Source organism: Streptomyces sp. NBC_01463 (assembly GCA_036227345.1).
GTDB lineage: Bacteria > Actinomycetota > Actinomycetes > Streptomycetales > Streptomycetaceae > Streptomyces.
This window is the reverse complement of sequence record CP109468.1, coordinates 2,412,753-2,425,280: the sequence shown is the minus strand read 5'-3', so window position 1 is coordinate 2,425,280 and position 12,528 is coordinate 2,412,753. Positions and strand designations below refer to the sequence as shown.

Sequence of the window (12,528 nt, the reverse complement as noted above, 5' to 3'; positions counted from 1 at the left end):
GCACGATGCCGTACCGGACGAGGGTTCTGCTGACGGCGGCCGCCGCCGCGCTGGCCGCCCTCGCGGGGCCGCAGGCCGCGTACGCCGCTGCCGGGCCCGACGGTCCGCACCTGGACGGAGGCGGCGAGTGCGCCTTCCCGATGACGAAGCAGTTCGAGGGCCGGCCCTGGCCGCTCCAGCGGGTGCTGCTGGACGAACTGTGGCAGGACACACGCGGCAAGGGAGTCCGCGTCGCCGTCATCGACACCGGGGTGGACGACGCCAACCCCCAACTGAGCACCGCCGTGGACGCCTCCGCGGGCATCGACTACACCGGCGGCGGCAGCGACGGCACCGTGGACGCGGTCGGCCACGGCACCAAGGTCGCCGGCATCATCGCCGCCCGCCCCCGCGGCGGCACCGGATTCGTCGGACTGGCCCCCGAGGCGACGATCATCCCGGTCCGCCAGAACGACGGGCGGCACAACGGCAAGGACTCCACGATGGCCGCCGCGATCGACCACGCGATCGCCGAGGGCGCCCGGGTCATCAACATCTCCCAGGACACCACCCGGCCGCTGGCCGACGACTCCGTGCTGGGCCGGGCGGTGGCGCGGGCGGTCGGCAAGGACGTCGTGGTGGTCGCCGCCGCGGGCAACGACGGCATGGACGGCAGGCTCCGCCGCACCTACCCCGCCGCCTTCGACGGCGTCCTCGCCGTCGCCGCGTCCGACCGCAACAACGAACGCGCCCCCTTCTCCCAGGCAGGGGAGTTCGTGGGGGTCGCCGCACCCGGGGTCGACATCGTGTCCACCGTGCCGGGCGACGGCCAGTGCACCGACAACGGCACCAGCTTCGCCGCGCCCTACGTCACCGGGGTCGCCGCCCTGATGCGCGCCAAGTACCCGCACTGGACGGCGCCGCAGGTCATCGCCCGTATCGAACAGACCGCGGAACGCTCCGTCAACGGCCGTGACGCCTTCGTCGGATGGGGTGTAGTCGATCCGGTCCGCGCGCTCTCGGGAGACGACGCCCCGCAGGACGCTCCGCATCCCGACACACCACCGGCCGGCGCTCTCGCACCGGAGCCCGCGCGCCTGTCGACGGGTGAGACCTCTCAGCAGCGCGCCAAGCGCTACGCGACCTCGGCACTGGCCGCGGCCGTCGTGCTGGTCGGTGTGGTGGCCGGCGTCGCGACCGTCGCGCGCGACCTCCGCAGACGCCGCGTCGCGCGCGGCCGGTGACCCGCTCCCGGCCGGTTCCACGCGCGCCGGGTGCGACGGGGAGGGGCGGCGAAATGGCTAGGGTGAACGCGCACTTCAGATGCGTGACGGGGGATCAGGAGCCGTCCGGGGAGCCCCCGGAGCCGGCGTGACCGCCCCCGGCCGTGCCTTCTTCACGACCCCAGGGAGGACCTCCGCATGACCAGCCCCGCGGGCGGTTTCGCACTCGCCGACGACCCGGTCGTCCAGGCCAAGAACAAGATCATCAACACGGCCGAGGCGGTCTCCAGACAGTCCAGGGAGCTCGCCGACCTGCTGGCGACGGCCGGGGCGGGGTGGACCGGTGTCGGCGCCTCGGGCTTCACCTCCGCCCAGCTGGTCATCAACGAGGACCACGACACGATCCGCCGCCTCCTCCAGGTGCTGCTCCACGCGGTCGGCAGCACGAAGAACCTCAGCAACGCCAACGACGAGGAGGTCCGCGCGGCCTTCAACGCCGTGAGGGAGCCGGCCGCACCGGCCAACACCTCCGGACTGAACGGCGTCTGAGCCGCCCGCATCCCCGCAGCCGAGCCAGAGGAGCACCCCGATGGGTCACGACCCGCACACCAAGGTCAGGTACGAGACCGTCCAGGAGATGGCGAACCGCATCCGTGCGGTGTCGCGGAACATCTGCCAGGACCTGGAGGAGATGGACGCCGCGCTCAAGGTCGTCACCGACACCTGGGACGGTGAGGCCCACGCCGAGTACGTCACGCTCCAGCACAAGTACCGCGGCAGGGCCGGCCACATGAAGGACCGCCTGGAACAGGTCGCGAAGCTCGTCGAGACGGGCAAGGACAACTACCGCGCCACGGACCTCAAGTCCTCACGCCTGTTCACCGAGGCCTACTGACCCCGGACGCCCGGCGTACGTACGGCACGAGGGGCACGTTCACCCGAACGTGCCCCTCGACTCCTGCCGCCCCGGCACTACGTCAGGTCGAACTCGCCGTCCCGGGCGCCCAGCACGAACGCGTTCCACTCGGCCTCCGTGTACCGCAGCACCGTCTCCGGATCCAGCGAGGACCTCATCGCCACCGCGCCGCCCGGCAGATGCGCGATCTCGACGCGCTCCTCGGCCTCCTCGGTCCCCGGCGCACTCAGCCATTCCACCCCCGAGATGTCGAGTGCGTACAGCTCGTCCTTCTCCGCCTGCGTGCCCATCGTCAAGGGTTCCTCTCCGTACGTGGCTCTGCACGGCACCGTACAGGCATCGCCGTACGCCGTGGCCGGGTCCGCGATTCGGCAGCGGACGCTGCCGATCTGTGCTCTCGCGGCCCCGCGCACCCTCCCCGCCGGGCCGGTCAGGGGCGCTCCGGCAGCCATCCGGTCTGCACCAGCGGAGTGCCCCGCCGGCGGGTCGCGAAGTAGCCGCGCCCCGGCGGCATCGGATGCCCGCGCACCGGCCCGATCAGGTCGCCCTCGGCCGGATCACCGGACAGCACCACACCCTGCGCGCCCAGCTCCCTGATCCGCTGCAGGAACGGCTCGTACAGGGCCCGCGAGGCCCCCGCCGAGCTGCGCGCGACGACGAAGCGCACCCCGGTGTCCCGGGCGAACGGCAGATACTCCGCCAGCGGGGCCAGCGGACTGCCCGCACCCGTCGCCACCAGGTCGTAGTCGTCGACGACGACGAAGATCCGCGGGCCCGTCCACCAGCTGCCCTCGCGCAACTGCGTCGGAGTGACGTCCGCCGGCGGCTGCCGCCGGGCGAACACCCCGGCCAGCGCCTCCATATGCGTCCGCAGCGCCCCCGCCGTCGGCGCGTACTCCAGCAGATGGGTCTCGGGCAGCCGCCCCAGCAGCCCCCGCCGGTAGTCCGCGACGACGAGCTTGGCCTCGTCGGGGGAGTGGCGCTCCGCGATCTGCTTGGCGATCAGCCGCAGCAGAGCGGTCTTCCCCGACTCGCTCTCGCCGAAGACCAGGAAGAACGGATCGGTGTCGAAGTCGACGAACACCGGCTCCAGATCCGTCTCGGCGATCCCGATCGCGACGCCCCGGTGCGGGAACTCGAACCCCTTCGGGAGCCGCTCGGCGGGCAGCTCGACCGGCAGCAGCCGAACGGCGGGGGCAGACGGGCCCGCCCGGTGCGCCCGGACCGTCTCGACGAACGCGGCGGTCGCCGCGGCGAGACCGTCCGCACCGGACACCGCGTCGATGCGCGGCAGCGCCGTCATGAAGTGCAGCTTCTCCGCCACCTGGCCACGGCCCGGCACCCCGGCCGGCACCCGGGCAGCGACCTTCCGGTCGAACTCGGAGTCCATGACGTCGCCGAGCCGCAGTTCGAGCCGCCCGAGGATCTGGTCCTTGAGCGCGGCCCGCACCTCCATGTAGCGGGCCGCCGAGAGGACCACATGGACTCCGTAGCCGAGACCGCGCGCGGCGATGTCCGTGACGACCGGCTCCAGACGCTCGTACTCGTTGCGGAAACCGCCCCAGCCGTCGATGACCAGGAAGACGTCGCCCCACTCCTCGCCCGGCAGCTCACCGAGGGCGCGCATGCGCCGGTAGGTGGCAACGGAGTCGATGCCCCGGGACCGGAACAGCTCCTCGCGCCGGCTCAGCACCCCCGCCACCTCGGCGACCGTGCGCCGCACCCGCTCAGGATCCAGCCGGGAGGCGATCTGTCCCACGTGCGGCAGCTCCGCGACCGGGGCGAGCCCGCCACCGCCGAAGTCGAGACCGTAGAACTGCACCTCCTGCGGGGTGTGGGTCAGCGCGAATGACGCGATCAGCGTCCGCAGCAGCGTCGACTTGCCCGACTGCGGACCGCCGACCACCATCAGGTGGCCCGCCGCCCCGGAGAAGTCGCGGTACAGCACCTCGCGCCGCTGCTCGAACGGCTTGTCGATCAGGCCGAGCGGGACCGTCAGCCCGCCGGGCCGGGTGTACCCCGTCGCGGTGAATCCGCGCTCCCCGGCGGGCGCCAGCCCCGGCAGCAGCTGATCCAGCGTCGGAGCCCGGTCCAGCGGCGGCAGCCACACCTGATGAGCGGGCACCCCCTGCCCCTCCAGCCGCCGCACCACCACGTCGAGCACGGTGTCGGCGAGCGCGTCCTGAGGCACCCGCGCCGGAGCCGCCGGCGGCGCGTCCCCGCCGGACCCGGACCCGGACTTCGGCACCGGCACCGGCATCGCACGGAACAGGGCGGCCCGCCGCACCGCCGGCACCTGCCCCGCCACCGGCCCGGGGCCGCCCCTGCGGTACGCCCCCGACACATACGCCGCCTTGAACCGCGTCATCTCCTCCGTACCCGACTTGAGGAAGCCCGAGCCCGGCACCGAAGGCAACTCGTAGGCGTCCGGCACCCCCAGCGCCGTCCGCGACTCCGCCGCCGAGAAGGTCCGCAGCCCGATCCGGTACGAGAGATACGTGTCCAGACCGCGCAGCTTCCCCTCCTCCAGCCGCTGCGAGGCCAGCAGCAGATGCACACCCAGCGAACGGCCGATGCGGCCGATCTGGAGGAACATGTCGATGAAGTCCGGCTTGGCGGTGAGCAGTTCGGAGAACTCGTCGATCACCAGCACCAAGGAGGCCAGCGGCTCCAGCGCCGCCCCCGCCGCCCGGGCCTTCTCGTAGTCGTGGACACCGGCGTATCCGCCCGCCGACCGCAGCAGCTCCTGCCGGCGCTGGAGCTCGCCGCGGATCGCGTCCCCCATCCGGTCGACCAGGGACAGGTCGTCGGACAGATTGGTGATGACCGCGGCCACGTGCGGCAGCTGCGCCATCCCGGCGAACGTCGCCCCGCCCTTGAAGTCCGCGAGCACGAAGTTCAGCGTCTCGGACGAGTGCGTGACCGCGAGCCCCAGCACCAGCGTCCGCAGCAGCTCCGACTTGCCCGAACCCGTCGCGCCCACGCACAGCCCGTGCGGCCCCATGCCGTCCTGCGCCGCCTCCTTGAGGTCCAGCATCACCGGCAGGCCGTCCTCACCGACCCCGATCGGCACCCGAAGCCGCTCCGAGACCGGCCGCGGCCGCCAGGTCCGCGCCACATCGACCGCACCCGCGTCCCCGAGGTTCAGCAGATCGGTGAAGTCCAGCTCGGCCAGCAGCGGTTCGTCGTCCTTGCCGCCGCCCGTCCGCAGCGGCGCCAGCTGCCGGGCCAGCGCCTCGGCCGCAGGGAGCGAAAGACCGTCCGGCACACCCTCGTACGCCGCACCGGCACCGGGCTCCACCCGCAGCCCGCCCGGCCGCACCCGCAGGACGAACCCACCGCGCCCCGGCGCCGGCTCACCCCGCGCCACCTCGACGACCGTCACACCCTGCAGCCCCTCCGCCCCCGCCAGCAGCGAGTCCGGCGCCACCCGGCCACCGTCCAGGACCACCACGACGTGCGGCTGGTCCGCCGGCGGCGCGCCCTCCCGGCCGAACCGGGGCCTCCCCTCCAGCCGGTTCGCCAGCAACGGCTCCACCGCGGCCGTGTCCGTCCCGAACAACCGCTTCGGACCGGCCCCGTCGGCCTGCCCCGGCACCTGCGCGTGCGGCAGCCACTTCGTCCAGTCCCAGCACGCCACCGCCTCCGGCGCCGCCACGACCGCGACCACCAGGTCATCGGGCGAGTGGAGCGTCACGGCCTGGGCCAGCAGCGCCCTCACAACCGAACGGGCCTGCTCCACCGGACCCGAGACCGTCACCCGGGGCGCCGCCCGCAGCGGCACCGCCACCGGCAGCCCGGCCGGCGAGGCGTGCACCGCCAGGAACCGCCGCAGCGCATGCGCGCAGACCGGCTCCGGATCGACCGCCGGATCGGTGTCCGGCGCCGAGAGGGGCGTCGTCAGCGGCTGCGCCCCGAGCCCGATCCTCACGTGCCCGAAGTCCCGGTCCCCGGAACGCCGTTCCCAGACCCGGCCGCCCTCGGCCACGACCGACCACAACTGATCGGGACCCGGGTGCAGATACCACTGCGCGTCACGCTGGGCGCGCGCCGTCCGCAGGACCATGCGCCGGATCTGCGCCAGGTACGCGAGATAGTCGCGCCGGGCGTCCGCCAACTGCCCCTGCGTACCGCGCCGGTGGCGCACCAGCTGGGCGACCACCATGGCGGCCGTCGACACCAGCATCAGCACACCCATGATCCGCATGAACGGCGGTGCCTGCGGCGAGAAGAAGAACACCACCGACGAACCCATGCCGAGCACCGGCAGGATCTGCATCAGCAGTCCCTCGCGCGGCCCGCGCGGCAGCCCCGGAGGGGCCTTCAACGCCAGCCCGTCCCCGGGGACTTCCGGCGGCAGGGCCCGCGGCGGTCGCTTCACGACGATCTGGCTCACCGGTGCATCAATCCCTCAGTGCGGACGGGCCGGAGGCCGGGGCGGACCCGCACCGGCGCCCCCGTGGCAGCCGCCGCCCACGGAACTGGCCTCCGCGCGACCGCGATCCTACGTGCCGCACTCCCGACGGCGTTCCGGGATTCACCCCTCCCGGTAGGGTTGCGCGCGCATCGTGCGCAACCACGAATCAGGGGGACCAGACACGTGAGTACGACCGCGGCGACCGGCTTCTGCCGCGTCACCGTCGTGGCGCCCGACAGCCGCATCGACGTCGCGCTGCCCCATGACCTCGCCGTCGCCGACGTCGCCCCGGAGATCCTCCGGCTCACCGGCCGGACCCAGGCCGTCGCCACCCCCACCGGCTACCACCTCGTCCGGCGAGACGGCACCGTCCTCGACGGCGCCCGCACCCTCGCGGACCAGCAGGTGCTCGACGGCGAGATCCTCAGCCTGCGCCCCTTCGCCGACTCGCTGCCGCCCGCCGTCTTCGACGACGTCACGGACGCCGTCGCCTCGGCGGTCGGACGCGACCGCCACCTGTGGAGCGAGGACCTGCTGCGCGGCACCGGCCCGGCGGGCGCCGCGCTGCTGCTCCTCCTGATGGGCCTCGTCCTCTGGTCCGCCGACCCGGACCGCCACGACATGCACAGCCTGCCCGGCGTCATCGCGGGCGCCGCCGGGGTACTGCTCACCGCCTTCGCGGCGGTACGCGCCCGGGTCTACGGGGACCGGACCACGGCCGTCGCACTCGGCCTCGCCGCCCAGCCGCTCCTGCTCGCCGCCGGCTCCGGCATCATCGGCCCGGACGCCGGCCAGGGCCCCGGCAGGCTCCAGCTGCTGCTCGGCTGCGTCGCCGTCCTGGTCGCCTCCGTCGTGCTGGTCGCCGTCACCCCGGGCGGCGACGCCCCGTTCGTCGCGACGGCCTTCCTCGCCACCGCGGGAACCCTGGCCGCCTTCGCCGCGATCCTCACCGAGTCCTCCGCCACCGCGGCGGCCGCCGTCTGCGCCCCGGCCGCCATCGGACTCGTCGCCTTCCTGCCCGGCCTCTCGGCCCGCTACGCCCGGCTCCCCGTCGACTACACCCCGCCGCGCACCGCCCGGACGGGCTACGCCGACCCCTTCGCCGATCCGGACACCGGCCACCACGACACCCCCGTCGACGCCGACGACCTCGCGGACCGGGCGCGGCGCGGCCACGAGATGCTGCTCGGCCTCGTCGGCGGCTGCGCGGCCGTCGTCGTCGCGGCCGCCGCCGTCCTCGGCTTCTCCGGCGACGTCCGGGGACAGCTCCTCGCCCTCGCCGCGGGAGGGGCCGTGCTGCTGCGCGCCCGGCTCTTCCGCTACACCTCGCAGGTCGTGTGCCTGCTCACGGCGGGGATCGGCGCACTCGCCCTGCTGATCCTCGGCCTCGCCCTGCACCCGCCCGCCGCCGCGTCCGCCGGCTACGGCGACCCCGGCGCCTCCGACATCCGTACGGTCTGGCTCTGCGCGGCCGTCGCCGCCGGCGCTGCCCTGCTGACCGCGGTCGGCCTCGTCGTCCCCCGCAAGGGGCTCTCCCCGTTCTGGGGCCGGGTCCTGGACCTGACAGAGAGCGCCCTCCTGCTGTCCCTGGTCCCGCTCTGCCTGGCGGTCCTCGACGTCTTCGCCCGGGCCAGGGCGCTCACCGGCTGAGGCCTGCGAGGGCCGCTCCGAACGGCTGGTAGTCTGGCTGTGGCCGTTTGTGTACGCGTTCCCGGTTGACTCTGGGGGCTGCGCTCATCGGACCTTCGCTCCCGAGTCATCCAAGCTCCCCTGAGATCCAGACCAGGGGCACTCGTGGGCGCATCGAAGACCAAGAGGAGTACCGCGTGCCGCTCGACGCCGCTACGAAGAAGCAGATCATGACCGAGTTCGCGCAGAAGGAGGGCGACACCGGTTCCCCCGAGGTTCAGGTCGCCATGCTTTCGCGCCGGATCTCGGACCTGACGGAGCACCTCAAGACGCACAAGCACGACCACCACTCCCGTCGTGGTCTGCTGATCCTGGTCGGCCAGCGTCGCCGCCTCCTGCAGTACCTGGCCAAGAAGGACATCCAGCGCTTCCGTGCGCTCGTCGACCGCCTCGGCATCCGCCGTGGCGCGGCCGGCGGCGCCAAGTAAGGACGCTGTGAAAGGGAGCGGTTCCCACTTCTAGGGGGCCGCTCCCTTTGCCGTACGTGCGGGACCGGGGGCAACCTCAGTAACCTGGACGTACAACAACAGACGAGGAGAGGCGCGCCACGGCCGCCGCCGGTCCTCGGTAGTGGCCCCCGGGACAACGCCCGGGAGCTTCGATCGAAGACCGGCCCCGCACACAGGTGCGCTTCTCCGCACCGTCCTGCGCCACACGGGCGCCAGGACGAAAGACGACGAGTATGGAGAAATCACTAGTGGAGAACGAGACCCACTACGCCGAGGCCGTTATCGACAACGGAACCTTCGGCACCCGCACCATCCGCTTCGAGACGGGCCGCCTGGCCAAGCAGGCCGCAGGCTCCGCCGTCGCGTACCTGGACGACGACACCATGGTGCTGTCGGCCACCACCGCTTCCAAGCGGCCCAAGGACCAGCTCGACTTCTTCCCCCTCACGGTGGACGTCGAGGAGCGGCAGTACGCCGCCGGCAAGATCCCCGGCTCCTTCTTCCGCCGGGAGGGCCGCCCCTCCGAGGACGCGATCCTCACCTGCCGCCTGATCGACCGCCCGCTGCGCCCCTCCTTCAAGAAGGGCCTGCGCAACGAGATCCAGATCGTCGAGACGATCATGGCGCTCAACCCCGACCACCTGTACGACGTGGTCGCGATCAACGCCGCCTCCGCCTCCACGATCCTGGCGGGCCTGCCCTTCTCCGGCCCGATCGGCGCCACCCGCGTCGCCCTGATCAAGGGCCAGTGGGTCGCGTTCCCGACGCACACCGAGCTCGAGGACGCCGTCTTCGACATGGTCGTCGCCGGTCGCGTCCTCGAGGACGGCGACGTCGCGATCATGATGGTCGAGGCCGAGGCCACCGAGAAGACCATCCAGCTCGTCCAGGACGGCGCCGAGGCCCCGACCGAAGAGGTCGTCGCCGCCGGTCTGGAAGCCGCGAAGCCCTTCATCAAGGCGCTCTGCAAGGCCCAGTCCGACCTCGCCGCCAAGGCCGCCAAGCCCACCGGTGAGTTCCCGGTCTTCCTCGACTACCAGGACGACGTCCTGGAGGCCCTCACCAAGGCCGTCAGCACCGAGCTCGCCAAGGCGCTCACCATCGCCGGCAAGCAGGACCGCGAGGCGGAGCTCGACCGCATCAAGGAGATCGCGGGCGAGAAGCTCCTCCCGGCCTTCGAGGGCCGCGAGAAGGAGATCTCGGGTGCCTACCGCGCGCTGACCAAGAAGCTGGTCCGCGAGCGCGTCATCAAGGACAAGGTCCGCATCGACGGCCGTGGCGTCACGGACATCCGTACGCTCGCCGCCGAGGTCGAGGCCATCCCGCGCGTGCACGGCTCGGCGCTCTTCGAGCGTGGCGAGACCCAGATCCTGGGCGTCACCACCCTCAACATGCTCCGCATGGAGCAGCAGCTGGACACCCTCTCCCCGGTGACCCGCAAGCGCTACATGCACAACTACAACTTCCCGCCGTACTCCGTCGGTGAGACCGGCCGCGTGGGCTCGCCCAAGCGCCGCGAGATCGGCCACGGCGCGCTCGCCGAGCGCGCCATCGTGCCGGTGCTGCCGTCGCGCGAGGAGTTCCCCTACGCGATCCGCCAGGTCTCCGAGGCGCTGGGCTCCAACGGCTCGACGTCCATGGGCTCGGTCTGCGCCTCCACCATGTCCCTGCTGAACGCCGGTGTGCCCCTCAAGGCCGCCGTCGCCGGTATCGCCATGGGCCTGATCTCGCAGGAGATCGACGGCAAGACCCACTACGTCGCCCTCACCGACATCCTCGGTGCCGAGGACGCGTTCGGTGACATGGACTTCAAGGTCGCCGGTACGAAGCAGTTCGTGACCGCGCTCCAGCTCGACACCAAGCTCGACGGCATCCCCGCCTCGGTCCTGGCCGCCGCGCTGAAGCAGGCCCGTGACGCCCGCCTCCACATCCTCGATGTGATGAACGAGGCCATCGACGTCCCGGACGAGATGTCCCCCAACGCCCCGCGGATCATCACCGTCAAGATCCCGGTGGACAAGATCGGTGAGGTCATCGGCCCCAAGGGCAAGATGATCAACCAGATCCAGGAGGACACCGGCGCCGACATCACGATCGAGGACGACGGCACCATCTACATCGGTGCCCAGCAGGGCTCGCAGGCCGAGGCCGCGCGCGCCACGATCAACGCGATCGCCAACCCGACCATGCCGGAGGTCGGCGAGCGCTACCTGGGTACGGTCGTCAAGACCACCACCTTCGGTGCGTTCGTCTCCCTGATGCCCGGCAAGGACGGCCTGCTGCACATCTCGCAGATCCGCAAGCTCGCCGGTGGCAAGCGCGTGGAGAACGTCGAGGACGTGCTCGGCGTCGGCGCCAAGGTCCAGGTCGAGATCGCGGAGATCGACTCCCGCGGCAAGCTCTCCCTCATCCCCGTCATCGAGGGCGAAGAGGACGAGAAGAAGGACGACACCGACAAGTGACGTCCCGTAGTTCCGTGACGACGGCCCGCCCCTCCTCGGAGGGGCGGGCCGTCGCCCGTACCCAAACGCTTCTCAAGGGCAGCAACGGCATCGGCACGGTCCGCCGCACGGTCCTCCCCGGCGGCCTGCGCATCGTCACCGAGACCCTGCCCTCCGTACGCTCCGCCACCTTCGGCATCTGGGCCAACGTCGGATCACGCGACGAGACCCCGACGCTGAACGGCGCGACGCACTACCTCGAACACCTCCTCTTCAAGGGCACCGGCAAGCGCAGCGCCCTCGACATCTCGTCCGCGATCGACGCGGTCGGCGGCGAGATGAACGCCTTCACGGCGAAGGAGTACACCTGCTACTACGCGCGGGTCCTCGACACGGACCTGCCGCTGGCCATCGATGTCGTCTGCGACATGCTGACCGGCTCCCTGATCGCCTCCGAGGACGTCGACGCCGAGCGCGGCGTCATCCTGGAGGAGATCGCGATGACGGAGGACGACCCGGGCGACTGCGTGCACGACCTGTTCGCGCACACCATGCTCGGCGACACCCCGCTCGGCCGCCCGGTCCTCGGCACCGTCGACACGATCAACGCCCTGAACCGGGGCCAGATCGCCCGCTTCTACAAGAAGCACTACGACCCCACGCACCTGGTCGTCGCCGCGGCGGGCAACGTCGACCACGCCACGGTCGTACGCCAGGTCCGCAAGGCATTCGAGCGCGCCGGTGCGCTCTCCCGCACCGACGCCGTCCCGATGGCGCCGCGCGAGGGCTCCCGCACGCTGCGCACCGCGGGCAGGGTCGAACTGCTGAACCGCAAGACCGAGCAGGCCCACGTGGTCCTCGGCATGCCGGGACTGGCCCGCACCGACGAGCGCCGCTGGGCGCTCGGCGTCCTCAACACCGCCCTCGGCGGCGGTATGAGCTCCCGCCTCTTCCAGGAGGTACGGGAGAAGCGCGGCCTCGCCTACAGCGTCTACTCGTACACCTCGGGCTTCGCGGACTGCGGACTCTTCGGCGTGTACGCGGGCTGCCGGCCCAGCCAGGTCCACGACGTGCTCAAGATCTGCCGCGACGAGCTGGACCGGGTCGCGTCGGACGGCCTGGACGACGAGGAGATCGGCCGTGCCATCGGCCAGCTCTCCGGCTCCACCGTCCTCGGCCTTGAGGACACCGGCGCGCTCATGAACCGCATCGGCAAGAGCGAACTGTGCTGGGGCGAGCAGATGTCGGTCGACGACATGCTGGCCCGCATCGCGCAGGTCACCCCGGACGACGTCCGGTCGGTGGCGGGCGAGGTCCTCGGACACCGCCCCTCCCTCTCCGTCATCGGCCCGCTCAAGGACAAGCAGGCCGACCGCCTGCACGAGTCGGTCTCCTAGCCACCAGTCACCCGTCA

At 72.1% G+C, this 12,528-nt stretch carries 9 protein-coding genes; 7 read left to right on the top strand and 2 right to left on the bottom strand.

The annotated features are described in order from the left end of the window. Positions 1-5 precede the first annotated feature (5 nt). From mycP to OG521_10480, 3 genes are all read left to right on the top strand, one after another. A complete protein-coding gene (gene mycP / locus OG521_10490) occupies positions 6-1,223 on the top strand; it encodes a type VII secretion-associated serine protease mycosin (GenBank protein WUW21193.1) in 1,218 nt (405 codons plus the stop codon). A gap of 177 nt (positions 1,224-1,400) precedes the next feature. Further along, entirely contained in the window at positions 1,401-1,751 is a 351-nt protein-coding gene (locus OG521_10485) for a hypothetical protein (GenBank protein WUW21192.1), read from the top strand. Between the two features lie 40 nt (positions 1,752-1,791). Beyond that, on the top strand, positions 1,792-2,097 hold the full coding sequence (locus OG521_10480; protein WUW21191.1) for a WXG100 family type VII secretion target: 306 nt from the start codon (positions 1,792-1,794) through the stop codon (positions 2,095-2,097). Between the two features lie 77 nt (positions 2,098-2,174). Here the strand turns inward: OG521_10480 and OG521_10475 are convergent, their stop codons facing one another. Then, positions 2,175-2,408 (bottom strand): DUF397 domain-containing protein, encoded by a 234-nt coding sequence (locus OG521_10475; GenBank protein ID WUW21190.1) that lies wholly within the window; start codon positions 2,406-2,408, stop codon positions 2,175-2,177. A 140-nt stretch (positions 2,409-2,548) separates the two neighbouring features. Further along, positions 2,549-6,514 (bottom strand): type VII secretion protein EccCa, encoded by a 3,966-nt coding sequence (gene eccCa, locus OG521_10470; protein ID WUW21189.1) that lies wholly within the window; start codon positions 6,512-6,514, stop codon positions 2,549-2,551. Positions 6,515-6,718: 204 nt separating this feature from the next. Between eccCa and eccD the strand changes: the two genes are divergently transcribed. The 4 genes from eccD to OG521_10450 all read left to right on the top strand — a co-directional run bounded on the left by eccD (position 6,719) and on the right by OG521_10450 (position 12,511). Further along, a complete protein-coding gene (eccD, locus tag OG521_10465) occupies positions 6,719-8,185 on the top strand; it encodes a type VII secretion integral membrane protein EccD (protein WUW21188.1) in 1,467 nt (488 codons plus the stop codon). Positions 8,186-8,361: 176 nt separating this feature from the next. Continuing rightward, positions 8,362-8,652 carry a 30S ribosomal protein S15 gene (rpsO, locus tag OG521_10460; GenBank protein ID WUW21187.1) on the top strand — a complete coding sequence of 97 codons (291 nt, stop codon included), beginning with the start codon at positions 8,362-8,364 and terminating at the stop codon, positions 8,650-8,652. Positions 8,653-8,921: 269 nt separating this feature from the next. After that, on the top strand, positions 8,922-11,135 hold the full coding sequence (locus OG521_10455) for a polyribonucleotide nucleotidyltransferase (GenBank protein ID WUW26635.1): 2,214 nt from the start codon (positions 8,922-8,924) through the stop codon (positions 11,133-11,135). Continuing rightward, on the top strand, positions 11,132-12,511 hold the full coding sequence (locus OG521_10450) for an insulinase family protein (GenBank protein ID WUW21186.1): 1,380 nt from the start codon (positions 11,132-11,134) through the stop codon (positions 12,509-12,511). Before OG521_10455 ends, OG521_10450 begins: the two co-directional genes overlap by 4 nt. Positions 12,512-12,528 lie beyond the last annotated feature (17 nt).